22 protein-coding genes and 1 tRNA gene are annotated in these 23,906 nt (G+C 56.1%); 11 read left to right on the forward strand and 12 right to left on the reverse strand.

Going from position 1 to position 23,906, the window contains the following annotated elements:
* Positions 1-268: 268 nt before the first annotated feature.
* Positions 269-967, reverse strand: a complete 699-nt coding sequence (locus tag Q0955_RS06585) for a Crp/Fnr family transcriptional regulator (protein WP_299421562.1) — start codon at positions 965-967, stop codon at positions 269-271.
* A gap of 111 nt (positions 968-1,078) precedes the next feature.
* Entirely contained in the window at positions 1,079-2,272 is a 1,194-nt protein-coding gene (rlmN, locus tag Q0955_RS06590) for a 23S rRNA (adenine(2503)-C(2))-methyltransferase RlmN (RefSeq protein WP_299421565.1), read from the reverse strand.
* Between the two features lie 162 nt (positions 2,273-2,434).
* On the opposite strand from rlmN, the gene Q0955_RS06595 reads away from it, so the two are divergent.
* Positions 2,435-2,773 (forward strand): hypothetical protein, encoded by a 339-nt coding sequence (locus tag Q0955_RS06595; protein ID WP_299421567.1) that lies wholly within the window; start codon positions 2,435-2,437, stop codon positions 2,771-2,773.
* A gap of 6 nt (positions 2,774-2,779) precedes the next feature.
* Here Q0955_RS06595 and Q0955_RS06600 read toward each other — a convergent pair whose 3' ends face one another.
* The gene (locus tag Q0955_RS06600; RefSeq protein WP_299421569.1) at positions 2,780-3,406 is read right to left on the reverse strand and encodes a Hint domain-containing protein; all 627 of its coding nucleotides are present in this window, start codon (positions 3,404-3,406) and stop codon (positions 2,780-2,782) included.
* Positions 3,407-3,524: 118 nt separating this feature from the next.
* A complete protein-coding gene (locus Q0955_RS06605) occupies positions 3,525-4,058 on the reverse strand; it encodes an invasion associated locus B family protein (protein ID WP_299421572.1) in 534 nt (177 codons plus the stop codon).
* Positions 4,059-4,228: 170 nt separating this feature from the next.
* Between Q0955_RS06605 and Q0955_RS06610 the strand changes: the two genes are divergently transcribed.
* Positions 4,229-5,224: an asparaginase gene (locus tag Q0955_RS06610; RefSeq protein ID WP_299421575.1), complete on the forward strand. Its 996-nt coding sequence runs from the start codon at positions 4,229-4,231 to the stop codon at positions 5,222-5,224.
* Between the two features lie 25 nt (positions 5,225-5,249).
* Here the strand turns inward: Q0955_RS06610 and Q0955_RS06615 are convergent, their stop codons facing one another.
* The 5 genes from Q0955_RS06615 to serB all read right to left on the reverse strand — a co-directional run bounded on the left by Q0955_RS06615 (position 5,250) and on the right by serB (position 10,671).
* Positions 5,250-5,564, reverse strand: a complete 315-nt coding sequence (locus tag Q0955_RS06615) for a hypothetical protein (RefSeq protein ID WP_299421577.1) — start codon at positions 5,562-5,564, stop codon at positions 5,250-5,252.
* A gap of 175 nt (positions 5,565-5,739) precedes the next feature.
* Entirely contained in the window at positions 5,740-7,146 is a 1,407-nt protein-coding gene (locus Q0955_RS06620; RefSeq protein WP_299421579.1) for a CDP-glycerol glycerophosphotransferase family protein, read from the reverse strand.
* A gap of 3 nt (positions 7,147-7,149) precedes the next feature.
* Positions 7,150-8,796 carry a hypothetical protein gene (locus Q0955_RS06625; protein WP_299421582.1) on the reverse strand — a complete coding sequence of 549 codons (1,647 nt, stop codon included), beginning with the start codon at positions 8,794-8,796 and terminating at the stop codon, positions 7,150-7,152.
* A 234-nt stretch (positions 8,797-9,030) separates the two neighbouring features.
* On the reverse strand, positions 9,031-9,789 hold the full coding sequence (locus Q0955_RS06630) for a TSUP family transporter (RefSeq protein ID WP_299421585.1): 759 nt from the start codon (positions 9,787-9,789) through the stop codon (positions 9,031-9,033).
* Positions 9,790-9,792: 3 nt separating this feature from the next.
* Entirely contained in the window at positions 9,793-10,671 is an 879-nt protein-coding gene (gene serB, locus Q0955_RS06635; protein ID WP_299421587.1) for a phosphoserine phosphatase SerB, read from the reverse strand.
* Between the two features lie 270 nt (positions 10,672-10,941).
* Here serB and Q0955_RS06640 point away from each other — a divergent pair, with 270 nt between their 5' ends.
* The 3 genes from Q0955_RS06640 (at position 10,942) to Q0955_RS06650 (ending at position 14,649) form a co-directional block, all read left to right on the forward strand.
* Complete coding sequence (locus Q0955_RS06640) at positions 10,942-12,090, forward strand: phosphoserine transaminase (RefSeq protein WP_299421589.1); 1,149 nt, start codon at positions 10,942-10,944, stop codon at positions 12,088-12,090.
* 142 nt (positions 12,091-12,232) lie between these two features.
* Positions 12,233-13,828, forward strand: coding sequence for a phosphoglycerate dehydrogenase (gene serA / locus Q0955_RS06645; RefSeq protein WP_299421592.1), 1,596 nt, complete (start codon positions 12,233-12,235; stop codon positions 13,826-13,828).
* Positions 13,829-13,917: 89 nt separating this feature from the next.
* On the forward strand, positions 13,918-14,649 hold the full coding sequence (locus Q0955_RS06650; RefSeq protein WP_299421595.1) for a metallophosphoesterase family protein: 732 nt from the start codon (positions 13,918-13,920) through the stop codon (positions 14,647-14,649).
* Here the strand turns inward: Q0955_RS06650 and Q0955_RS06655 are convergent, their stop codons facing one another.
* Positions 14,650-15,459 (reverse strand): ATP-binding cassette domain-containing protein, encoded by an 810-nt coding sequence (locus Q0955_RS06655; RefSeq protein WP_299421598.1) that lies wholly within the window; start codon positions 15,457-15,459, stop codon positions 14,650-14,652.
* Positions 15,460-15,724: 265 nt separating this feature from the next.
* Here Q0955_RS06655 and Q0955_RS06660 point away from each other — a divergent pair.
* Positions 15,725-15,800 (forward strand) — tRNA-Thr (locus Q0955_RS06660).
* A gap of 11 nt (positions 15,801-15,811) precedes the next feature.
* Here Q0955_RS06660 and Q0955_RS06665 read toward each other — a convergent pair.
* Positions 15,812-17,593, reverse strand: coding sequence for a family 20 glycosylhydrolase (locus Q0955_RS06665; protein ID WP_299421600.1), 1,782 nt, complete (start codon positions 17,591-17,593; stop codon positions 15,812-15,814).
* 1 nt (position 17,594) lies between these two features.
* Positions 17,595-18,350, reverse strand: a complete 756-nt coding sequence (locus Q0955_RS06670; RefSeq protein ID WP_299421603.1) for a GntR family transcriptional regulator — start codon at positions 18,348-18,350, stop codon at positions 17,595-17,597.
* A 217-nt stretch (positions 18,351-18,567) separates the two neighbouring features.
* On the opposite strand from Q0955_RS06670, the gene Q0955_RS06675 reads away from it, so the two are divergent.
* The 5 genes from Q0955_RS06675 to Q0955_RS06695 all read left to right on the forward strand — a co-directional run bounded on the left by Q0955_RS06675 (position 18,568) and on the right by Q0955_RS06695 (position 23,906).
* Positions 18,568-19,500, forward strand: coding sequence for a sugar ABC transporter permease (locus Q0955_RS06675; RefSeq protein WP_299421606.1), 933 nt, complete (start codon positions 18,568-18,570; stop codon positions 19,498-19,500).
* A 1-nt stretch (position 19,501) separates the two neighbouring features.
* Positions 19,502-20,344, forward strand: coding sequence for a carbohydrate ABC transporter permease (locus Q0955_RS06680; RefSeq protein ID WP_299421609.1), 843 nt, complete (start codon positions 19,502-19,504; stop codon positions 20,342-20,344).
* 23 nt (positions 20,345-20,367) lie between these two features.
* Positions 20,368-21,573, forward strand: coding sequence for a sugar ABC transporter substrate-binding protein (locus Q0955_RS06685; RefSeq protein ID WP_299421612.1), 1,206 nt, complete (start codon positions 20,368-20,370; stop codon positions 21,571-21,573).
* A gap of 89 nt (positions 21,574-21,662) precedes the next feature.
* Positions 21,663-22,760 carry a sn-glycerol-3-phosphate ABC transporter ATP-binding protein UgpC gene (ugpC, locus tag Q0955_RS06690; protein WP_299421614.1) on the forward strand — a complete coding sequence of 366 codons (1,098 nt, stop codon included), beginning with the start codon at positions 21,663-21,665 and terminating at the stop codon, positions 22,758-22,760.
* Positions 22,761-22,769: 9 nt separating this feature from the next.
* Positions 22,770-23,906 (forward strand): Gfo/Idh/MocA family oxidoreductase, encoded by a 1,137-nt coding sequence (locus tag Q0955_RS06695; protein WP_299421617.1) that lies wholly within the window; start codon positions 22,770-22,772, stop codon positions 23,904-23,906.

Raw genomic sequence — 23,906 nt, forward strand, 5'->3', positions numbered from 1 at the left:
AAGCGGACAATGCGCCTAAGAAGCGAGCGTCAACTTGACATTAGTCAACAGCGCTCACGAAAATGCGAGATGATTACAAAAAACTCAATAAAACAATGCCTTAGAGACAAAACGTCTATTTTCTCCGCATATTTTCCACACACCTAATTGATGTTCAAAGGGAGCAATAAACTACTTTTGGTTGATTTTGATGCCTGAAAAATCATGCCGCCAGAATACAGTTTTCGGACATTCAGGCGCATTACGGCGGCGGATTCGCTCTAAAGCTTCAGCGCGTCCACGCCTGAGCTGGGTCTTCCTCGCAATAGATGCGCAGATGCTCGATGTCTTCGATTTTCGCGAGGTTCTGTTTGATCTGCACGCCTTCCGATTTGAGGCGCGCAAAAGCACGACTGAGGCTCTCAGGTTTCATCCCCAAGCGCCCTGCAATCAGGATCTTATCGTAAGGCAAGACCACCTCGCAGGACCCTTCCTCTGCATTGCTGAGTTCACACAAGAACTCGGCCACGCGCTGCGCACTTGTCCGCGCTTTTAGCGCTTCAATCTGGCCTACAAGACTGTGCAAATGTCGGAAGGTGGAGGCCAACAGGGAGATTGCCGCCTCAGGAGTTTCACGGATGCGACGCAGGTAGTCGTCTGCCTCAATCCGCATCAGTTTCAGAGAGGTCACAGCCTCGGCGGACACAGGGTAAACATCGCCGCGAAACGCAAGGGCTTCGCCAAAACTACGGCCCTGGGTGAACACGCCCACAACCGCCTCGGTGCCGCTTGGCGCAATCCGGTAAAGCTTGGCCCAGCCAGAGATCACAATGAAGATCGCCGTGGCCTTCTCCCCTTGAAGGAAGATGGTCTGGCCGCGGTCATATTCTGTGATATGCGCCGACGACAGCAGCATCTCCGCGTCGTCTTCCGGCATACTGCTAAACAGCAGCGACTGACGCGCTACGGCCTTGTATTCTGGCTGCATTTGCTGGCTCCCCTGCTCACCTGTTCTGGATACGCTGGACCTGCTCACCAATGCAAGCAGGGTAAAAAATTCATTAATCTTGTATTTTATAGCGCTATCAGCAGACTTCGCTCAAGAGCTGGACAGCCCCGTCTCTGCCTCGATCTGCTTGCGCGACTTGCGGGCGCGCTCGGTGGCTGATTTCAACTGACCACAGGCTGCCATAATGTCCTCTCCGCGCGTCTTACGGATCGGGGAGGCATAGCCCGCTTGGTAGATGATATTGGCAAAGGCGCGAATGCGGTTATTGGAGCTGCGCTTATACGGCGCGCCCGGCCATTCATTAAACGGGATCAGGTTAATCTTCGCCGGAATTTTGTAGCGCTTGATGTGGTCGATCAAACGGTGCGCGTCTTCGTCGGAATCATTCACCCCGTCGAGCATCACATATTCAAATGTGATGCGCTCTGAGTTGGAGACCTTTGGGTAATCCGCCAATGACTGCAGCAGTTCGTCAATTTTCCAACGCTTGTTGATTGGCACCAGAACGTCGCGCACATCATCCGTTGTGGCGTGGAAAGAAATTGCCAGCAAACAGCCAATTTCTTCTGCTGTGCGGGCAATCTCCGGCACCACGCCAGAGGTCGACAAGGTGATCCGACGGCGTGACAAAGAGATGCCCTCCGGGTCCATCGCGATCTTCATAGCATCCCGCACGTTGTCAAAGTTGTAGAGAGGCTCGCCCATGCCCATCAGTACGATGTTGGACAACAGACGAGTCTCATCCTTCGGCGCGCCGGGCACTGGCCATTCTTCGAGGTCATCGCGTGCCATCATGACTTGGCCGATCACTTCCGCTGCCGTGAGATTACGAACCAGCTTTTGAGTGCCGGTGTGGCAGAACGAACAGGTCAGCGTGCAGCCAACCTGGCTGGAGATACACAGCGTGCCACGGCCATCTTCAGGGATATAGACAACTTCAACTTCATGACCGCCAGCGATACGCACCAGGTACTTGCGCGTGCCATCCTCAGACACCTGCTTGGTGATCACCTCAGGTATGGCAATTTCAAAGACCTCATCCAATTCAGCGCGATAGGATTTGGACAGGTTGGTCATCTCGTGAAAATCACGCACGCCCCACTGATAGATCCACTGCCAGATCTGGCCAACGCGCATCTTGGCTTGCTTCTCTTTGGTGCCATTCTCAATGAGCACATCGCGCATTTGCTCACGCGTCAACCCAACGAGGTTGATCTTGCCGCCCTCAGGCAGCTTGCGGGGAATGGTCATCACGTCCTGCGTGATTGGCGCGGAGGTACTCATGGCTCTGGGACTCATCTGGGAATTCAAGCGCTGCAGATACACCATTTAAGGCGTTTTGCAAATATCGACAGAAATTGTGGCTAACGGCAAACCAACTGACAAAACCTGACAGGGGCCTGTGGAATACCGTCACGGACATCAACAATACTTCAGGAGAGCCCCATGTCCGTTATCGAAATTGTACGCTATCGCCTCAAATCCGGCACCACCACGGAACAGGCTGTCGCCGCTTGGGAAAAATCTCAGAGCTTTGCCAAAGCTCAGACCGGCTTTTTGGGACGCCGGATTGCTGTGACCCAAGACGGCGATTGGATAGACGAGGTGGAATGGGCCACTATGGAGGACGCCCAGAAGGCCGGCAAAGCCTTCGACCCGGCACGCTATCCGGAGTTGTTGGATCTGGTCGCGATTCTGGACACATCCGCAATGACGATGACACATTACACGGTCCAAGCGAGCCACCTTCGCAAAGCCCTACTGCCTACGGCGGAAATGGTCTAACGCCGATCAAGCGCGTTTTTTGACGTCAAGCACTTGGCCCGCCTCATGTTTGTCCAAGCGGCGGCGCCATTTGTCTGATTTGGCATCCATGGCAAGAAGCTCTGGAAACAGGTCGGCCATTTCATCCGCCTGAACCTGCTCAAACAAAGACATCAACGCGCCGGGATGACGCATCTCCACCTGCATACCATCCACAATCATCACACTTGGGGTGTCACACAACACTAGGAAGAACTCCGACGGCCTTCCAAGGTCTTCTGTGATCCCACGCCAACCCGCAAGGTCTTTGACAGGGACAAGCACTTCGCGGCAGGTAAAAGCATCTTCAAACTCAGCGCCCTGCATCCACAAACGGGCATTGGGCGCGAGCCAGCAATCCCGAGCGGGCACACGGCGTCCCATAGCTCCCGCGGGCACTTTGATTGACGCATTGATCGCTGACAATCGGCCAATCCAACGTATCGGTGTCAGACCTTTGTCTCGGCTGACCACTTCATCTCCTGCAAGAAGCTCCTCTACGGCAACTTCGCCGCGACGGGTGGCAACCTTGGTGCCACGGGCCACGCAGCTGAGTTCCAGATCGGTGATGTCTTGCGCGGGAATCCGCGTTTCTGCCTGTTGTGCCTGTGCCATTGTCTGCTCTCCCATGGCTAACGTGCTGACCGGTTGATCCGATCAGCCTCCCCCATGGTGGCGATGTCAGGCAGTTAAGGACCTTGGCAGAGGCCCTGCTTCGATTGACTCGAAGCGTTTATTTACAGCGCTTCTCTGCGTCTTCCACAGCGGCGGTAAAGCCACGCAGTGAAAACGTATCGCTGGTCTTGGTCCCACGAGAAGAGCGGGCGTTAAACGTCGCATCTGCGCCTCGCTTCATCGCTGCAACCATCTTGGCATCATCGCCAGACGACGCTGGCCAGGCCCATTCACCATCCGTAATCATCACAAAAGCTTGGCCATCAATGGTCACATCCACGGTGGAGCCGCCCGCAAAAGGATAGCCGCCCGTGAAGCCCACCTGCCCAGCCACGTCAGAGGTTGGCACAAACGATACCAAAAGCAGGATGTCACTGCGGCGCACCGCAACAACCTGTCCGCCCCGTGTGTTCACACTCTCTTTGGCCGTGCTCACCGCCCAGCATTCCCGCTTGCTGCTGTCTTTGTGCTCAAAGACGCTCCAGTCAGTAATGGCGTTGACCTGATTTTCGCTTGTCGCCTGTGCCGATACCATACCGCCCCAAACCGCAGTCACGGTCACAGCCAGCGCTTTCACCAAACGTGATGTCATGCTCTTTACAGCCTCCAAGCTGTGTATTGCCTCTTGTCGTCCGCCCGCTGGCTTTGCACCATTTGAAGTGGGCTGGACATTGTTATACGCGATGCGCAGAGTTTAGCCCATGTTTGTTGCCGCGCGAAAGACCCGTTGGCACAAAATTGCCAACAATTGCGAGAGAAATCATGACCAAAGCCGTACCTATGACCGAAATCTGGCGGGGAGACATCCTGGAAAGCATGCATTCCGGCCATGCGGTTGTCTGTAATGTCGATGGTGATATCGTGCATGCCTGGGGTGATCCGGACGCAATTGTGCTGCCACGCAGCTCCTCCAAGATGATACAGGCACTGCCTTTGGTGGAAAGCGGCGCGGCGGATGCGGCAGGCTTGACGGACCAACATCTGGCCTTGGCCTGCGCCTCACACAATGGCTCTGCCATTCACAACGACATGGTCAACGATTGGTTGGCTGCGCAGGGGTTTAGTGATGACGACCTGATTTGTGGCCCACAAGAACCCCGTGACCTTGGCATCCGCGACGACCTGATCCGCTGTAACGACCCCGTGTGCCGCGTGCACAACAACTGCTCCGGCAAGCACACCGGTTTTCTGACCCTGTCCAAGCACCTGGGCACAAGTGGCGCTTACACTGACATTGATCATCCGGTGCAAAAGGCTGTTTTAGCCGCACATGAAGAACTGACCCATGAGGACAGCGCGGGCTATGGCATTGACGGCTGCTCCGCCCCCAACCACGCCAGCACGCTCAAAGGCATGGCCCGCGCCATGGCGTTTTACGCAGCGGCGCGCGAAGGCAATGGCACCCGCGAAACCGCTGCGGCGCGTCTGCGCACTGCAATGGCAAAGCATCCTGAGTACGTGGCAGGCGAAGGCCGCGCCTGCACCAATCTGATGCGGGCCATGGGACACACTGTGGCGATCAAAACCGGTGCGGAGGCATATTTTGTCGCCATGTTGCCGGAACAGAAGCTGGGTGTGGCGCTCAAAATCATCGACGGCGCCACCCGCGCCTCGGAAAACGCCCTGGCGGCTATTCTGGTGAAACTGGGTGTGCTGGACCCAAACCATCCTGAGGCACAAAAATACCTCGATGCGCCGATCCGCAACTGGGATGGCTTGCAGACAGGTGTGATGCGCGCCGCCTCCACGCTGACCTAATCAAAAAGGCGGCCCGCCGGCCGCCTTACATCTCCATCGCCTCTGCGACCTCCACGGTGCCCATTCCATGTTCGAGTATGGGGCACCCTTTGGCGATCTCGCAGGCTGCATCCATATCGGCGGCGTTGACCAAAGTGTAACCCGACACCGGGTTGGTCCCGCCATCATTGGACACACCGTGCACTGTGACCGTCTTGGACATGCCAGCCGGATTGCCGCCATCGACCAAGTCATCTCCGATGCCTTGCATCCATTTCATCCAGGCCGCCATGACTTGCTCGCCCTCTTCTGGCGTGTCCGGTCGCCCGCCACCGTGATAGATAAACATAAATTTGGGCATGGTGCGTCTCCCTCCAACAATAAACTGTCTTGAAAGTCCTGAAACATGCGCACCGCCCGCAGGGCCGCGCGCATGGTCAGCGTACCATATTTTGTTGGTTTGGTCTCCTCGGGCGTGGAGGCCGCGCAGGAAGCTTCTTTACAAAGATCCCGGCTCGCCTGCCCGCGAAATGCATTTACTCTTGTTCGATCGACTTGACGGGCTTGCTGATAATTTCCCAGCACGCCTCCCGGAATGCTTCGCCACGAGGACGATCCAGATCGCCAAAGGCAAACTGCCGCACCCGTTCTCGTTCCTCAGCCAACGGGTCTTCATCCAATGCCAACTTGACCAGATCAGCCACGTTGTCAGCATTTTGCAAACACATGTAACCACCATCCACCGACGGATAGCTCTTTAGAACCTCATCCGAAAATCCTTGCGGGTTGGTCACAATGTAAGGTTTGCCACCGTGCAGATAGTCAATGATGGTCGAGGAAATATCGGAGATCAGAACATCTGCCTTGGCATAAAGCTCAAACGGACTCTCTTCGGGTTCAGCCCATTTGATCGGTATCTTGGCCGTCCGTGCCAAATCGAAAAACTGCGTGCGGATGCTCTCCCAGCTCGGGTCTTTTTGCGACACGGGATGCGGCTTGAAAATGATCTCATCCACGCCTCCATGCTCAGAAACAGTTTTCAAAATCTTGATCGACTGACTGAATGACGAAAAGTTGGAGTCCTCAAAGTTGCCGGCCCATGTGGTCATATACACAACAGTTTTGCGATTGTTCGGAGTGACATCCTGAGGCTCAATTTGAGGTCGGCCAACAATCTTGAAACGCTCCGGAGCAATGGCAACATTGTTGTTGGCATACCGCTCAACCGCCATTTGACCAGCCACAAACAACTTGTTGTAGGCTTTGGACACCGGACTAAAACTTGGGGGTTTGTCACTATCCCCATGCAACAACTGCACATGCTCCATCGTTGTGTTCCCACGAATGACATCGATGTTGAACATACTGTTGTTGGCATAAAAAACTGCGCGACAGGAGGCCGGCAGCAAACGTTGGCTTACCGGCAATCCGGCAAATGTCACGCATTCAAACTCTTGAGACACGGGCACTTCCGAAAGGTGCTGTTGTTCACGCACAACCACAAGAAATTTGTGCCCAACTGATTTGAGGGCCTCTAGCCACATCGTCACATGATAAATGTCCTGGGGACGCGGGGCCGAGAAAAAGAACGCGAACCGTGCATCTGATGTTTCCCGGGCCACAAAGAGTTTGCTTAAGCGCAAAGCACGGGAATCCTTCGCGGTGGCACGATCTTCCAACGCGGTGCCGGCACGAATGCCCGCATAAAAAAGAAATGTAACAACCAAAGCGATTGGGCTGATTTTAAGGACTTCGGCAAGCACCAACACAAAAGCGGCCGCTCCTCCTTGCGCCATTGCCATTATTTTGGAACGGCGCTGCACAGAATAGTCAGTGCTTTTTAATGTGGACACACGTGTATCTATTACCGATTTGCGATGCACCTTAACACACGCCAACTCAATCAAAGCTATTAGGCACAATAAAACTACTAACAAAATCACAGGTTAGACTCCTGTCTGCTTGGTCTCTGAAACGCCCTCAATAAGCGTTGCAAGCGAGTTAAATCTTTGACGTTTAAATGTTTCAGGTGCAGGGACGTGAGCGCCCTTTGTGGCGGCATCCAACTGCGCAAATACATCTTCTTGAATACCCCAAAGCTGTCGACCGTCGGTCCGCTCTGACCACGGCCCCAAAAGCAGCAAAGGCCGCTTGGATTGGGCATAGCTCCACAAATCATCGGTGCCGGTGCCAATCAGAATATCACCGGTGGAACGCACCAGAGTCTCCGCCCCCTCCAGAACCGTCACCTGTTCCGAGGTCTCCGCTTCTGCCTTCAGAACCTGGCGCAGCGCCAAATAGGCGGCGTCCACCTCAACAGGGGTCTCTTCCACATCGGGATCCGCCTGACAGGACACCATCAAACGCCGGGCAGGATCAGCTTCAACCCAACGAACAATGGACCGGAGGACCTCGACGCTGTGATACATATCCTGGGCCGGCATGGAGCCGGGTTCCAAACACAGCGCAAGCGTCGAATACGTGGCTTTGTCTGGCGCGAGCTCCGGCAAAGGAACCGCATTTGGATCAACCACTACCACACGGGACGCCACCTCTGGATCAGAGGACCGACGCCAAAGCGCGGCCACCTGCGCATCCGGTGCAACAATGGCATCATAAACCGCCATGTTTGAGCGCAACCGTCTGAGGCTGGACAACGGCGCGTCCTGTGCCACAAGGATATGCGCCATCTCGTTGAAACGAATGAAATGCGTATTCTTGGCAGCATCATTTAGATACAAGGCCGCTTTCACAGAAGGCTGCGCGAAGGTATCCAAGGTATCAAGCGTGTAAGCCCGCCACAAATGGTCGGGATTGGCCGCCCGACATGCGTCCGTGGAATGTTGCTCCCGACTCATCAATGCCGTGACAACTCCAGCCTCTTTGAGGCGTGCAATTGTCGGTGCCAGTTGGTGATGCCGCGATGATTTCGCGGAGGAGTAGTAGATCGCACAAGTCGGCGGATTGTCGGCACAGGCCGCGGCTATGGTTTCATCTGCGGTTTCCGCAGCCTGCTTGGCAAAGGCCAGCAAGTTCTGACCGTTGCCATAGGTTGCCAGTACGGAGAGAATTGGGGCCAGGACCGCAATTGGAAGCCACCAGATGGCGCCTTCACCGCCGGCCATAAAGCTCCAGAGAACCAGAAAAGAGAGTCCTGCGGTGGCCGCACGCATCACAAACGTAATACGTTTCAGCAAGTTCATAAGACGATTGGCTTGAAAGTTGGGGTTATGCGCACCAACGGTCCGGACTTTCTTCACGATCAGGTCAATCGCCCGAACAACGCCAAATTGAATCCCTACCGACACAGAAAACACGGCCCCGGCGGTCAAAGCATAAGCCGCAGAGCCATATAGGATGGCCGCCGCGCCCCAAGCCAGAAAGATAAAGGCAAAAAACGGCGTCTCTGGGAAGGCTCCCAGTTTGGCCCCAACACTCTGTCGAATGGTGCGCACGGGCACCAAAGAAGGCGCATGCAGCAAGAAGGTAAACACGGCCAAACCGGCGTCTGCCCAGGTCAACCCAAACATCTGAGCCAAGGTGATGAGCCCAGCGACCAGTAGCGGCGCGGCGTATATGGAAACTGTTTTCATTCAACTATGACTTTGTAAGAGCTAGGAAGATTGCTTCCCGTGTCGCTTATTATGAAAGATTTGTAAATGTTTCTGCACTGCAGAGACAAACAATGCACAGCACAAAACTGCAACCTAAAGATAAGCAAATTCCATTCATAACAACCCATTATGGTGTGTTCGTCAGAAATTGGGTCGCAAAGAACGGCTTGTGAGGACATCCGTCTCGTGAACAATGCACCAACGGATTTCGCCTTACAGCACGTCCCACAAAAGCTTCAACGCCAACACCATCGACGTCACAACCAACAACGGACGGATGAGCCTTGCGCCTTTGGCCATTGCCATCTTGGCCCCCAGCGCAGCGCCAAACATCTGCATCACGCCCATCGCCAACCCAATAGCCCAAAGCGGCTCAGCCACCAGAATGAAGCCAGCCAAGCCGCCTACATTGGAGGCGAAGTTCAGAAGCTTGGTGTGGGCTGTGGCTTTCAAAATGCCATAGCCGCCAAGCGCCACAAAGGCGATCATATAAAAGCTGCCCGCACCCGGTCCCAACAGGCCGTCATAGGCCCCAACAAAGGGTACTGCAGTCCAGGTAAAGGCCAGCGGCGACAGGCGTGCGGTTTTGTCTATGTCACCTGGGTCTTTGCGAAAGGCAAAGAACAGCGCGATGCCAATCAACAGGACCGGCAGGATCAGACGAATCCAGTCTGTGGGCAGTACGGACACCAGCAACGCCCCAGCCAACGAGGCAGCAAAGGCCAAACCAGCTGGTAAAAGCTGTTCCCGCAGATTCACCAAGCCGCTTTTGGCATAGGAGTACGCCGCTGTACCCGAGCCAAACATGCCCTGGATCTTGTTGGTCGCCAGCGCGGCCACCGGTGGCACACCGGCAATCATCAGCGCCGGCAAAGTGATCAGCCCGCCACCGCCCGCAATGGCGTCCACAAACCCCGCAAAAAACCCTGCTGCCAAAAGGATCAGCAGCCCTTCAAGTCCAAATTCCAGCACAGATCAGACGCCTTTAAAGTCAGATTTGGCGTAGCCCTGAATATAGAGCAGCGCGGTCAAATCCCCGTGGTTGATGCGGATGTCACATTCCGCCGCCACCGAAGGTTTGGCATGCAGCGCGACACCGGCACCTGCCAGACCCAGCATGCCAAGATCATTGGCCCCATCCCCAACGGCCATCACGTCATCATGTGCAAGCCCAAGGCGTTCAGTAATCTCTTTCAGCGCTTGTACCTTGGCCTCACGCCCCAAGATTGGCCGCCCCACGTCACCGGTCAGCTTACCACCTTCGGTCAACAACGTATTTGCGCGGTTCTCATCAAAGCCCAGTTCGTTCGCCACTTTGGCGGTAAAGGCGGTAAACCCACCAGATACCAATGCCGCATAGGCGCCTTGCGCCTTCATGGTTGCCAAAAGCGCCTTGCCACCCGGCATAAAGGTGATCCGCTCAGCCAGCACCTTGCCAATCACGCTTTCATTCAAACCTTTGAGCAATCCAACCCGCTCGGTCAGCGCGCCGTCAAAATCCAACTCGCCGTTCATCGCGCGCGCGGTGATGTCTTTCACGCGCTCACCGACACCCGCCTCGCCAGCCAGCTCGTCAATGCACTCCTGCTCAATCATGGTGCTGTCCATATCCGCCAACAGCATCTTCTTGCGGCGCCCCTCGGTAGGCAGCACCACTAGGTCCACACCCATCTTCTGCAGGTCCGCCCAAACGTCCCACCGGTTGTCTGGCATCTCAGGCACGCTAAACTCCGCCGCCTCATCCGGTGCCAGCCAAACCGCATCACCTCCACCCCAGGCATTGCGCAGGTTATCAACCAGAGCAGGGTCCAAATTGGCAGAAGTTGGTGAAGTCAGAAGCGTGGCAGTAAACATCAAGGTCCTCGGTTGGTCAGCGCGTGATGAGTTGACGCTGCATAGACCACGACAAGCCGCCCTGCGCCAGCAAAGGATTGTAACCGGTGCAATCAGATGCCTGTCTAAGTAGCTTGCGTGTTTCCGATAGTGGTCAAAACGAGTCGTTTTTGATGCGCAAACTGTCGGAACCCCACATTTTCCCTGTTGTGCAGTCGCAGCATCCCTTCTATCTCGGTCCGTGGGACACCTCTCCCCAACGAGAGGCATTTATCTGTAAGGATAGCATTGATGGCTACTCAGCAACCGGCTACGCGGCCGGCCAACCCGCGTTTTTCCTCTGGCCCATGTGCCAAACCCCCTACATTTGATGTCACAAAACTGGCCGACGCCGCTCTGGGTCGCAGCCACCGCGCAGCTGTTGGCAAAGCCAAGCTGAAGGACGCCATCGAAGGCACCCGCGACGTTCTGGGCATCCCCGCAGATTACCGCATCGGTATCGTACCAGCATCCGACACCGGCGCGGTCGAAATGGCGCTTTGGTCCCTTCTGGGCGCGCGCAAAGTTGAAATGCTCGCATGGGAAAGCTTTGGCGCAGGCTGGGTCACTGATGTGGTGAAACAGTTGAAAATCGATGCCAAGGTGAAAACCGCTGACTATGGTCAGATCGTCGATTTGGTCGGTGTAGACACCAAAAACAACGACGTTGTCTTCACCTGGAACGGCACGACCTCCGGCGTGCGCGTGCCTAATGCGGACTGGATCGCGGATGACCGCGAAGGTCTGACCATCTGTGACGCGACATCTGCTGCGTTCGCCATGGACCTGCCATGGGACAAGCTGGATGTGACCACCTTCTCCTGGCAAAAAGTGCTCGGCGGTGAAGCGGCGCATGGTGTGATCGTTCTGAGCCCACGTGCGGTGGATCGTCTTGAAAGCTACACGCCTGCTTGGCCCCTGCCAAAAATCTTCCGCCTGACCAAAGGCGGCAAGCTGATCGAAGGCATCTTCACCGGCGCGACCATCAACACGCCGTCGATGCTGGCCGTCGAAGACTACCTCTTCGCACTTAACTGGGCCCGCTCTGAGGGCGGTCTGAAAGGCCTGATCGCCCGCGCCGACGCCAACGCCAAAGCCGTGTTTGATTTCTGCGACGCCAACGACTGGATCGCCAATCTGGCCGAAGATGACGCAACGCGTTCCAACACCTCTGTGTGTCTCAAGTTCACCGATGACCGCATCCAGGACGGCGCCGCTTTTGCCAAAGCCGTGGCCAAACGTTTGGAAGCCGAAAACATCGCGCTGGACATCGGTGCCTACCGCGACGCGCCAGCTGGTCTGCGCATCTGGTGTGGTGGCACGGTTGAGACTGCGGATCTTGAAGCCATGCTGCCATGGCTGACTTGGGCCTTTGAGGCCGAGATCGCCGCACAAGCGTAAGACCATTGTGCCCGGCGGCCACGCCGGGCCGCGCCCGACCCTCCCCACGGGAGGGCGCTTTCAGCACCCACCCAGGGTCAGGCGCGACCCTACCACACCCATTCAGGCCACCACCGGCCCCCGACATCAAAGGACGCTCAACATGGCTCCCAAAGTACTCGTATCCGACAAACTCAGCGAAACTGCCGTTCAGATTTTCCGTGACCGCGGCATCGACGTCGACTTCATGCCTGACCTGGGCAAGGACAAAGACAAGCTGGCCGAAGTGATTGGTCAATATGACGGTCTGGCGATCCGCTCCGCCACCAAAGCCACTGCCAAGCTGCTGGAAAAAGCCGACAACCTGAAAGTCATCGGCCGCGCCGGCATCGGCACCGACAACGTTGATAAAGAAGCCGCCTCCAAGAAAGGTGTGATCGTGATGAACACGCCGTTTGGCAACATGATCACCACCGCCGAGCACGCGATTGCGATGATGTTCGCCGTTGCGCGTCAAATTCCCGAGGCCAGCGAATCCACCCACGCTGGCAAATGGGAAAAGTCCAAGTTCATGGGCACCGAGCTGACCAACAAAACCCTCGGCGTGATCGGCGCAGGCAACATCGGTGGCATCGTCTGTGACCGTGCCCGTGGCCTGAAGATGAAAGTGATCGCCTACGATCCCTTCCTCTCTGAAGAAAAAGCCGACAAAATGGGTGTGGAAAAGGTGGAGCTCGAAGAGCTGCTACCACGTGCCGACTTCATCACCTTGCACGTGCCGTTCACAGACGCGACCGCCAACATCCTGTCGGCCGAGAACCTCGCCAAAACCAAAAAAGGCGTGCGCATTGTCAACTGTGCCCGTGGTGGTCTGGTTGACGAAGAGGCGCTGGCTGAGCTGCTGAAATCCGGCCACGTCGCGGGCGCAGCTTTTGACGTGTTCAAAGAAGAACCTGCCAAAGAAAACGCTCTGTTCAACCTGCCAAACGTGGTCTGCACCCCGCACCTGGGCGCGGCAACAACTGAGGCGCAGGAAAACGTGGCGCTGCAAGTGGCCGAGCAGATGTCCAACTACCTGCTGACCGGCGCCGTGGAAAACGCGCTGAACATGCCATCCGTGACTGCGGAAGAAGCCAAGGTCATGGGCCCATGGATCAAGCTAGCGGAACATCTCGGCTCTTTCTCCGGTCAGATGACTGACGAGCCCATCAAAGCCATCAACATCCTGTATGACGGTGTAGTCTCTGACATGAACCTCGCCGCGCTGAACTGCGCCGTGGTCGCGGGCATTATGAAGAAGGCCAACCCGGACGTGAACATGGTCTCCGCGCCAGTTGTCGCCAAAGAGCGTGGCATTCAGATATCCACCACCAACCAGGACAAGTCCGGCACCTTTGATGGCTACATCAAAGTGACCGTGGTGACTGACAAACGCGAACGCTCCATTGCCGGCACCGTGTTCTCTGATGGCAAGCCACGTTTCATCCAGATCAAAGGCATCAACATCGACGCCGAAGTGGGTGAAAACATGCTCTACACCACCAACGAGGACGTGCCAGGCATCATCGGTACACTGGGTCAGACCCTGGGTGAAAACGGCGTGAACATCGCGAACTTTACCCTGGGCCGTGCCGATGTGGGCGGCGAAGCCATCGCACTTCTGTATGTCGACGAACCTGTGCCCGCGGACGCCCGTGCCAAGCTGGCGGAAACCGATATGTTCCGGCAGATCAAACCTCTGGTGTTTGACGTCACTTAAGCGGCCATGTCACCGAAGTTTTGCAAGCGTCGCCCTTTCGGGGGCGGCGTTTTTTTGGTTTTGTAACCCAGAAATTTGAGGCAATTTTTATGACCAAACCTATTTATGCCATTGGCGATATTCACGGACATCTGGACAAGCTTGAAGCGGTTATGGAGCGTATCGTTGCGGATGGCGGACCGGATGCAGAAGTTGTGTTTCTTGGCGACCTAGTGGATCGTGGACCTGACAGCAAAGGCGTGATTGATTTTGTGCTTAAGGGGCTGGAACAGGGTCGAAACTGGAGCGTTTTGAACGGCAATCATGACCGCATGTTCCGCTACTTTTTGGAGCCATCCCCCCGCGTGGACATGCGTCTCCGGCCGGATCTCTTTTGGCTGCATGACCGGCTTGGTGGGCGCGATACTCTTGCGTCTTATGGGCTGCACTTTGATGCCGAAGCACGCCTGTCGAAAATTCATGCCGCCGCACGCGCCACGGTGCCCAAAGACCACGTCAACTTTCTCGCCAACTTGCCCTATTACAAGCAACACGAGGAGCTATTGTTTGTACACGCAGGCATCCGCCCGGACGTGGCACTGGCAGATCAATTGGAAGACGATTTGTGCTGGATCAGAGAAGATTTTCTGACCTATCCGCACCCACATCCTTGGTTGGTGGTGCATGGACACACGCCAATTGATCATCCCAAGCATTTTGGCAATCGCGTGAATCTGGATACCGGCGCAGGCTATGATCGTGCGGTCACCACGGCTCTGTTTGAGAACGGGCGTGTCTGGCACCTCACCGCACAGGGGAGACAGGAACTCACAGCTGAATAATCAAGCTGCCTGCTCTTTGTCCCGCGCCTGCTGCACCAGCAACTGGGTGTGCTCATGCTGTGGGGCTTCCAACAACTGCTGCGCCAGCCCCTCTTCGACAATCTCGCCGGAGCGCAGCACAACCAACCGGTCACAGAGGCTCCCCAACATCACAATATCCGTGCTTGAAATCACCATGCTTAGCTGTAGCTCGTCCTGCAGTTTTAGAAGCAGATCCAGAAGCCGCGCCTGCACCGACACATCCAACCCTTGCGCCGGGTCCTGAACCACCACAAGACTTGGCCGGGTCACGATCGCATGAGCAATCGCCACAAGGTGCTGCTGAAACACGGACAGGTCTTCAACGTCGCTTTGCGCCACCACATGATCCAATCCGACCAGGCGCAATGCCTCTTTTGTCCGCAGCTCCTGCGCGTCCGAATGGGTCACCTGGGCCTCCAACAACGCCTCTCTCAGCAGAGCCGATGGTGTTTGGCTCACATCCAGTTGAGCAACCGATTGCGGAGTCACCTGCCGCATCAGGGGCCGCAGCTTGCGTTTGTCCGCTCTGGTCAGGGTGGCAATGTCTTGATCCAAAAACGTGACTCGGCCAGTTTCAGGCTTCACCAAACCGAGAATAGTACGCAACAATGTATTTTTGCCGGCGGCCTGTTTTCCAACAACGCCCACCACTTCACCCGGCGCGACACGCAAAGATACATGAGCGATTGGCCGGGTTTCCGGCGTAAATCCAAACCAGCCACTTTTGGCCGGGCGAAAGGACTGTGAGACGTTTTCGACGAAGAGCAGCGCGCCGTCATCACTATGCATACCAAACCCTCTTCAAATCAAAGTGACCAAACCGTCGTAACACGCGCCCAAATCTCCCAGCCGGGACGGCGCCTCGCTGCAGCGTCCCTTCAAAATAGGCGGAAAGACATTAAAGGTGTCTTGACGAAACATATTTGATTTACAGAAATCTTCGGAATACCTCGGTTTTTAGTCCATCCGCCGGACACAAAAAAACGCGCACCGAAGCGCGCGCTTTGAAATTGGCTTGTCATGACGAAAGCGCACTTTTATACACCGCGTCGGCGCCGCTGTAGCTCAGCTGGTAGAGCACGTCATTCGTAATGACGGGGTCGTAGGTTCGAGTCCTATCAGCGGCACCAGTTTCCCCATTTTATCCAGTCCAAGCCTCCGCGCCCGGTAGGCCGTTGTAAACGCGCGCCAAGCGGATCAGGTTGTCGGCTCCCACACACTCGACCTGCCAAGCTTTGGAGCTAACCCCCAACATGCGAGGCATCAGCATCGGCCAAAGCTGATCATCCTGTGTGGTGAACTCAGACCAAAAAGTGCCCTGCACCCCAATGATGCGCTCTGCGAGGTCTGCATCCGGCACTGGCTCCCAGTTGATCGTGTCCGTAAGTGAGACAAACGCAGCCCAATTGGCCCCCCAATCGTCCTTGTCACTGGTGTGGGCCATATCGAGATAGATGTGCTGTGCCGGGCTCATCACCACGTCATACCCGTTGCGGGCCGCTTCCAAACCTTGCCCTTGGCCGGTCCAGCTGAACAGGATGGCCCCATTGGCAATGCCGCCGTTAGAGCCTTTGGCGGCCTCTTCCCAAGCACAAGGCCGCTGACCGTTTTCCACTGCCTTTGCGCCCAACTTCTGCATCATCCAACCTTGCAAATCGTCGGTGGTTTCCAGACCTTCACGCTGCATCAAATCGCGCGCCAACGGGCTGCCCATCCAGGTGCCTTCCGGCAATTCGTCACAGCCCAGATGCAGATGATTGAACGGGAACAACGCGCCTACTTCGGCCATGATACCTTCCAGCACATCCCAAGTCCGGGCAATCGCCGGGTTCACCGCGTTGCCTTTGTAGCCCTGCACGCTGACCTCCGCCCCGTTGTCGCTTGGGTCGCGCAAGTCGGGGAACACATGGGTCAGCGCAATCGCATGTGCGGGCACTTCGATCTCTGGCATCACTTCGATGTTGAGCGCCTTGGCATGCGCGATGATTTTGCGTGCGGTGTCCTTGGAATAGCTGCCGCCGGCCTCCACTGCTCCGGAGAACAACGCTGGCAAAAGATGCCCTTCGCCGCACAGCGCAGTTTTCTGCCAAAGCTCTGGAAAACACTCGATCTCAAGGCGGAAAGCTTCATCATCGGCAAAATGCCAATGGAAGCGGTTGAATTTCAACAGCGCCATCAGATCGAGCAGGTCCAGAATGGTCTGCGGCTCATAATAATGACGGGCGGTGTCCAAATGCTGTCCCCGCCAGGCAAACCGCGGTGCATCTTTGATCACGCCACAGGGAAGTGATCCGTGTTGCAGCAAAGTCAACAAGGTGATCGCACCGTAGAACTCGCCACCAAAGCCGCCGGCACGCAGGATCACACCATCGGTGGACACCTCCAGCTCATAGGCGTCTTCCGACAAATCTGCGTGTTCAATTTTGACCTCTGTCTCACCAACAAAAGGCCAACCACGGCGCGTAGCCAAACCCGCCGCACTTTCAAACGCAGAGCTGTCACAGACGAATCCAGAGGTCTCCAAAACACCTTCGGAGGCAGCCCAACTCTGTGGTTGGGGCACCAAAGGCAAACCTTCAACCGGCCCGAGATCTGGCAAAACTTGCGGACGGCACCCGGACTCAGGGATGGGCAATGCGATGATCTCTTTTCCGCTCCGCAAATACGGCCCCAATGGCAACCAAGCGCGGTTGGCCGGCTTAAAGCCACCAGCATATTGGATCACCAGTTCATAGGCGTCACCCGCCGCCAAATTTGGCAAGGCAATCTCTGTATAGCTGCCCAGCGTTTTCATCACTGTTCCGCCTGAAACAGCTTCAAATGGGCCCATGCCGGAGAAACAAAAAACCGGGGCGATCAGGTTACGCTCCGGTGTAAAAACACATGTGATGGTGTCGCCCGTGATACGGCTGTCGTAGTGCATGTCAGTCCAATCTGAGTTCGGAAACAAAGTCGTAAATATCGGAGCGGTACAGCCCGCGTGTGAGTTCAATTGGACGGCCGGAATTGAGATACCCTGTCCGCACAATCTGCAACACCGCGCTGCCTTCGGGCAGCTTCATAAGATCAGCATCTGTTGGTGACAGATTAAGTGCCGTCACCCGTTGTATCGCGCGTGTCGGCGCACTGTTGTCCTTGCGCAAAAGCGCATACAGCGAGGCCTGCACCAACTCCGGATCACGCAGGATATCACGTGGTAAAGAAGAGCTCTCAAGCGCAATCGGAACCCCTCCCGCACTGCGCAACCGGCTGATACGCGCCACTTTTTCATGCGCGGCCAGGCCAAGCGTGACCATTTCATCCGGATTCGGCGAAAACAGCCCTCGTGATAACACTTCCGAGGTGGCATTCATGCCGCGCGCTTGCATGGTTTCGGTGAAGGAGACCAGCGAGGACAGAGACTGCTTCAGCCTCGGAGAGCCCTCAGCCACAAAAGAACCCGCACCTCGGCGCTGTTCGATCAAACCTTCTTCCACAAGCTGCGCCACAGCCTTGCGTACGGTCACCCGACTTATGTCAGCTTTCTCTGCCAAATCGCGCTCTGGCGGCAATTGATCACCAGGCTGCAAACGCCCTGTCCGGATCTCTGTCGCGATGTGCCGGGACAACTGCTGGTAGCGCGGCCCGCGGCCCGCACGATACCAGGTCTCTGGCGTGAAGATCGTGTCTGCAATGGTCATCTGGTTTCCTGACATGGTCTAAAAAACAGTACCAATCTAAAAAAGTTACGCAAGTGCCCTTTATTAACTATCTTTCATCTAATTGAAAAAACTCGGTAAATTGCCACACATCCCTTTTGGTATTATATTGGTAGCATTTTGGCTTTTTTGAGGTACCATAATTGCAACGCGGTGATTCGCTCACTGATTCGCCGCTCGAAACCAAGGGGGGAAATTGATGGCCGAACTATCCGCACAGGCATCACAACCAGCCGCCGACGCCCGTAGCCGCTCCATGTCTGAAGGACTCTTCGGATGGTTGCTTGTGGCTCCGGCTATGATTTTCATCGCTGTGATTGTTGCCTGGCCGCTGGCCGAAACAATCCGTCTCTCCTTTATGGAGGCCGGCCTCGGTGGTGAGAAATTTGTTGGTCTGGAAAACTACGAAGACCTGGCTGACAGCCGCAAGTTTCACCAAACCGTTGTCCGCACCTTTTATTGGATGTTCCTCTCCGTGGGCATCAAACTGGTGATGGGGCTGATTGGCGCCATGCTTCTGAATGCCGCTGTTCCTGGCCGCGCCCTGTTCCGGGTTCTGGTTATGCCGCCCTGGGTCATTCCAATGGCAATTGGCTGTATCGGCTGGCTGTGGCTCTATAATGGTTACTTTGGCGTTCTGTCTGGCGTGATGATGAAACTGGGCATCACCGACGGTCCGTTTGAATTCCTCGCGTATAAATCCTCCGCCTTCTACTCGGCTGTTGTCACTGACGTCTGGGTGGGCACACCGATGGTAACGCTCTTCTTCCTCGCCGCCATGCAGGGCGTGTCCCGCGACCTGTATGAGGCCGCTTGGGTAGACGGCGCTGGCCGCTGGTATCGCTTCCGCCGCATCACCATTCCGCAGATCATGCCGGTGATTGTCTCCATGGCGCTCTTGTCCGCGATTTTCACCTTCAACAGCTTCGAAATCATCTGGATTTTGACCGAAGGTGGCCCACGCAGCGCAACCACAACCCTGATCATCGACACCTATAAAGTTGCGATCGGGAACTACAAATTCGGCGAAGGTGCCGCACGGGCCGTGATCATCGTTGTCCTGCTCGCCGCATTCTCGCTCATCTACTTGTTCTTCCTGAACAAAATCAACAAACGCTACGGGGTGAAGTGATATGATGGATCGCTATTCCAAACTGCAAATGGTCGGCATTTACGCAGCCCTTGCTGTCTTCCTGACCTTCATCCTGCTGCCCTTCTTTGAGATGTTCATGGCGTCCTTGCGCCCTCTGGAGCACCTGTTCCGCAGCCCGTATCAGTTCTGGTCCGACGACTTCAGCTTCCAGGCCTATAAGGACATGTGGGTGACCGTGCCTCTGCTGGGACGTTACATCTTCAACTCGATCTTCATCGCCACCTCGGTGACCCTGATCACGATGTTCTTTGTGGTGCCTGCGGCCTACGCCTTTGCCCGCCTGCAGTTCCCATTCAAAAACATCACTCTGGGCATCTTCTTGGGGGTGAACATGTTTACCGGTGCGGTTCTGCTTATCCCGCTGTATCGCGTCCTGCGCACCTTGGGCCTGCTGAACACCTACTGGGCGATGATCGTGCCCGGCGTGGCCTTCCTGATCCCAACCGGTATCTGGCTGCTGCGCTCTTACCTGGAAAAAATTCCACGCGAACTGGAAGAAGCGGCTTTTGTCGACGGGGCATCCCGTATGTACACCCTGCGCCGTGTTGTTCTGCCTCTGGCCGTGCCTGGCTTGATCGTGGTGAGCGTTGCCGTCTTCATCGGCGCCTATGCCCAGCAGTTCCTGTTCGCAATCACATTCAACCAGACCCGTGAGCTGCAGCCGCTGCCTGCCGGTCTGTTCGAATTCATCGGCTACCAGTCGGTGACCTGGAACGAAATGATGGCCGCGGCCTTGGTAGGTGTCCTACCGGTCATGCTCATCTTCCTGTTCCTGCAAAAATACCTCGTCGCCGGTCTCACGGCAGGCGCGGTTAAAGAATGAGTTCAATCAAGGGAGAGAAGACTATGAAACTCGTGAAACTCACATTGGGCGCAGCCCTTCTGTCTGGAGCCGCAAGCGGCGCACTGGCAGCTGACACAGAACTGCACTTCATCATGTGTGGTGGCGAAGTCCGCGAAGCTGACCAAGCTGTTGTTGATCAGTTTGAGAAAGACCACGACGGTGTGTCCGTGAACCTCGAAGCTGTGCCATGGGGCACATGCCAGGACAAATCTCTGACTCTGGCCGCTGCGGGTGATCCACCCTCCATCGCTTACATGGGGTCCCGTACCCTGCGTCAGCTGGCCAACAACGATCTGATCGTTGCGGCAAACATTGACGCGGACGCGCCTTACCAGCCAGGTGTTCTGAACACCGTGACCATCGAAGGCACCCAGTGGGGCTACCCACACGCGTTCTCCACCAAAGCGCTCTACATCAACTGTGGTATCGTTGAAGAATCCGGCCAGGAATGTGTTGCTCCAGCAACTTGGGATGAGATGTACGCAATGGCCAAAGGCGTTGTGGACAACACCGAAGTGGCTGGCGTTGGCCTCTCCGGCAAAGACTTCGACAACACCATGCACCAGTTCCTGAACTACCTGTACTCCAACGGTGGTACTGTGATCGACGGCGCAACCGGCAAAAACATGCTGGACAGCAAAGAGACGCGCGAAACCCTGGAGTTCTACGGCAAGCTCGTAGACGTTGCGCAGGACGGCCCAACCGCATGGGAGCGCAGCCAGCTGCGTGATCTGTTCAACGACGGCAAGATCGCCATGTATGTGACCGGTCCTTGGGGTCACGGCCAGCACAACGAAGACATCAACCAGCTGGTTGCACCAATTCCTGCCGGTCCGTCCGGTGAGAGCGGCTCCATCCTGATCACCGACTCCATCGTGGTGTTCAAAGGTTCCGGTCACGAAGATCTGGCTCACGACCTGGCACAGCGTATCACCTCCGGTGACAGCCAGTACGACCTGGACAGCAGCTGGGGTCTGACACCGATCCTAGACTACACCAAACTGGGCAAAGAAGATCCTTACTACAACGACGGCATCTGGCCGACCTTCACTGCATCGATCGCTACCGGTGGCCCAGAGCCGCTCGTAGAAGACTTCAAATCGCTGCAGTCTGTGTTCACCAACATGGTTCAGGGCATCATCCTGAAAGACGACACTGTCGACAACCTGGTGACCATCGCAGCTGAAGAGCTCGACGACGCCCTCTAAGGGTTCCTCCCTGCTCCGGGCGCGCCAGACTACGCGGCGTGCCCGGGGTGCCTCCACTCACGAAACTTCTCAGACAAACGGACAGACCCATGGCGACGCTCAACCTGAATGCTATCAACAAGTCCTTCGGTTCGGCCAAGGTGTTGCACGACATCAGCCTGGCAATCGAGGATAAAGAATTTGTGGTCTTCGTAGGCCCCTCCGGCTGCGGCAAATCCACCTTGCTGCGCATCATTGCCGGCCTCGAAGAATCCACCTCCGGCTCCATCCATATCGGCGACGAAGATGTCAGCGACGCAGCCCCTGTGGACCGCGGTATCTCCATGGTGTTCCAGTCTTACGCGCTGTATCCGCACCTGAGCGTCTATGAGAACATTGCCTTCCCATTGCGCGTGCAAAAGATGGCAAAAGCCGAAATGGACGAGCGCGTGAAGCGCGCTGCAGACATCCTGCAACTCACAGAAAAACTCGACCTGAAGCCGGGCCAGCTATCCGGTGGTCAGCGTCAGCGTGTGGCCATTGGCCGCTCGATTGTGCGCAACCCAAAAGTCTTCCTGTTTGACGAACCACTCTCCAACCTTGACGCCGCCCTGCGTGGCGACATGCGTGTGGAACTGAGCCAACTGCACAACCAGCTCGACGCCACCATGGTCTATGTGACCCACGATCAGGTTGAAGCCATGACCATGGCAGACCGTATCGTGGTGTTGAACGGCGGCAAAGTGGAACAATTTGGCTCTCCGATGGAGCTGTACCACCACCCTGCAACCAAATTTGTGGCTGGCTTTATTGGTCAACCCAACATGAACTTTGTACCGGCCACCGTACTCGAAACCACTGGCGCATTGACTGTGGAGCTTGATGGTGGACACAAGATGTCCCTGCCTGTCGATACCGCCGGCGTATCCAAAGGCGACACCGTCGAAGTTGGCATTCGACCCGAGCACGTGTCTCTGAGCGAAGATGGCCTGGACATCACTGTTAACGTGCTTGAGCGCCTTGGCGGCGTATCGATCACCTACGGCACAATTGGCAACGGCACCCGTTTCTGCGCATCGCTCTCTGGCGATGCGCCAATTGAGCAAGGCAAGAACATGCGTCTGACTGTGGCGCCGGAAGATTGCCACGTGTTCCAATCCAACGGCAACGTTCTGCGCCGTAAATCTGCCCCAGCATTGGTGGCGTAAGGACCTCTCATGCGCGTTGTCACAGCAGGTATAGGCCTTCGGGCCGGGCATGTGCTCTCCATTCTGAAGGAGGCCATGCCGGAGGTGGAGTTTGTCGGGTTCTATGACCCACAACCCACACATCTGGAGATGATTGGCACCGAGGTGCCACAGTTCGACACAATAGAGACCATGTTGGCGGAAACCGCCCCAGATCTCTTCTTTGTCGGCTCTCCCAATAGCTTCCATTTGGAGCATATCAAGATCGGCCTTGCGGCCGGCGTGCGGATCTTTACCGAAAAACCTGTGGTCACCACAAAAGAGGAAACCATGGAATTGGCTGCGCTCCTTGCGGAGCACGGCACCGACAGCGTCATGGTTGGTCTGGTGTTGCGCTATTCGCAGCATATGGTCGACCTGCGCCGCGTGCTGGATCAGCTTGGCCCCATCACTTCGCTGGAAGCCAACGAGCACATCGCACCCTACCACGGCGCGTTCTTCATGCGCGATTGGCGGCGCATGGTGCAGTGGTCCGGCGGCTTCATGCTCGAGAAATGCTGCCACGACATCGACATTTATAACATGGTCACCAATTCGCGCCCCACACAGGTCGCGAGTTTTGGCGGGCGCAAATCATTTGTTCCGGCGTTTGCGCCCGCCTCAAATACCGAAAATGAAATCATGCACCGCAAGAAAAGCGTCTGGCAAAGCATTGATGACCCGTTCCACTCAGATGGCGACATCATCGACTACCAGACCGCAATTTTGCAGTACGAGAGCGGCGCCTCCCTGTCGTTTCACACCAACCTGAACGTGCCGGATGAGCACCGCCGGTTCTGTGTGATGGGCGCGATGGGCATGGCCGAAGGCGATTTTGTGCGCGGCTATCTGAAAGCCACTGCACGCGACGGATCGGTGATTGCCGACCACGACTATACCCAGATGGACAGCGCTCGGGCCTCGGCCCACTACGGCGCGGACCACATGATGGTGGATGACATCGTCGCCTTCCTGAAAGGCGAAACAGAGACTCTACCGGTTGGCGTGGTTGACGCGCTGGAAGCGGGTCTTGTCGCGATGGCGCTGGATGAGGCGCGCATCGACGGAAAAATGATCAATATGGCCCCTGTTTGGGCCGAATTCGACAAGTTTGGATTGCGAGAATGA

The organism is uncultured Shimia sp. (assembly GCF_947493595.1).
In the GTDB taxonomy this organism is placed as follows: domain Bacteria; phylum Pseudomonadota; class Alphaproteobacteria; order Rhodobacterales; family Rhodobacteraceae; genus Shimia.

What these genes read in the sequence shown, in the direction of transcription:
- Q0955_RS06585 (WP_299421562.1), bottom strand. Translation starts at nt 967, where the DNA reads ATGCAGCCAGAATACAAGGCCGTAGCGCGTCAGTCGCTGCTGTTTAGC.
- rlmN (WP_299421565.1), bottom strand. Translation starts at nt 2,272, where the DNA reads ATGAGTACCTCCGCGCCAATCACGCAGGACGTGATGACCATTCCCCGC.
- Q0955_RS06595 (WP_299421567.1), top strand. Translation starts at nt 2,435, where the DNA reads ATGTCCGTTATCGAAATTGTACGCTATCGCCTCAAATCCGGCACCACC.
- Q0955_RS06600 (WP_299421569.1), bottom strand. Translation starts at nt 3,406, where the DNA reads ATGGCACAGGCACAACAGGCAGAAACGCGGATTCCCGCGCAAGACATC.
- Q0955_RS06605 (WP_299421572.1), bottom strand. Translation starts at nt 4,058, where the DNA reads ATGACATCACGTTTGGTGAAAGCGCTGGCTGTGACCGTGACTGCGGTT.
- Q0955_RS06610 (WP_299421575.1), top strand. Translation starts at nt 4,229, where the DNA reads ATGACCAAAGCCGTACCTATGACCGAAATCTGGCGGGGAGACATCCTG.
- Q0955_RS06615 (WP_299421577.1), bottom strand. Translation starts at nt 5,564, where the DNA reads ATGCCCAAATTTATGTTTATCTATCACGGTGGCGGGCGACCGGACACG.
- Q0955_RS06625 (WP_299421582.1), bottom strand. Translation starts at nt 8,796, where the DNA reads ATGAAAACAGTTTCCATATACGCCGCGCCGCTACTGGTCGCTGGGCTC.
- serB (WP_299421587.1), bottom strand. Translation starts at nt 10,671, where the DNA reads ATGTTTACTGCCACGCTTCTGACTTCACCAACTTCTGCCAATTTGGAC.
- Q0955_RS06640 (WP_299421589.1), top strand. Translation starts at nt 10,942, where the DNA reads ATGGCTACTCAGCAACCGGCTACGCGGCCGGCCAACCCGCGTTTTTCC.
- serA (WP_299421592.1), top strand. Translation starts at nt 12,233, where the DNA reads ATGGCTCCCAAAGTACTCGTATCCGACAAACTCAGCGAAACTGCCGTT.
- Q0955_RS06650 (WP_299421595.1), top strand. Translation starts at nt 13,918, where the DNA reads ATGACCAAACCTATTTATGCCATTGGCGATATTCACGGACATCTGGAC.
- Q0955_RS06655 (WP_299421598.1), bottom strand. Translation starts at nt 15,459, where the DNA reads ATGCATAGTGATGACGGCGCGCTGCTCTTCGTCGAAAACGTCTCACAG.
- Q0955_RS06665 (WP_299421600.1), bottom strand. Translation starts at nt 17,593, where the DNA reads ATGCACTACGACAGCCGTATCACGGGCGACACCATCACATGTGTTTTT.
- Q0955_RS06670 (WP_299421603.1), bottom strand. Translation starts at nt 18,350, where the DNA reads ATGACCATTGCAGACACGATCTTCACGCCAGAGACCTGGTATCGTGCG.
- Q0955_RS06675 (WP_299421606.1), top strand. Translation starts at nt 18,568, where the DNA reads ATGGCCGAACTATCCGCACAGGCATCACAACCAGCCGCCGACGCCCGT.
- Q0955_RS06680 (WP_299421609.1), top strand. Translation starts at nt 19,502, where the DNA reads ATGATGGATCGCTATTCCAAACTGCAAATGGTCGGCATTTACGCAGCC.
- Q0955_RS06685 (WP_299421612.1), top strand. Translation starts at nt 20,368, where the DNA reads ATGAAACTCGTGAAACTCACATTGGGCGCAGCCCTTCTGTCTGGAGCC.
- ugpC (WP_299421614.1), top strand. Translation starts at nt 21,663, where the DNA reads ATGGCGACGCTCAACCTGAATGCTATCAACAAGTCCTTCGGTTCGGCC.
- Q0955_RS06695 (WP_299421617.1), top strand. Translation starts at nt 22,770, where the DNA reads ATGCGCGTTGTCACAGCAGGTATAGGCCTTCGGGCCGGGCATGTGCTC.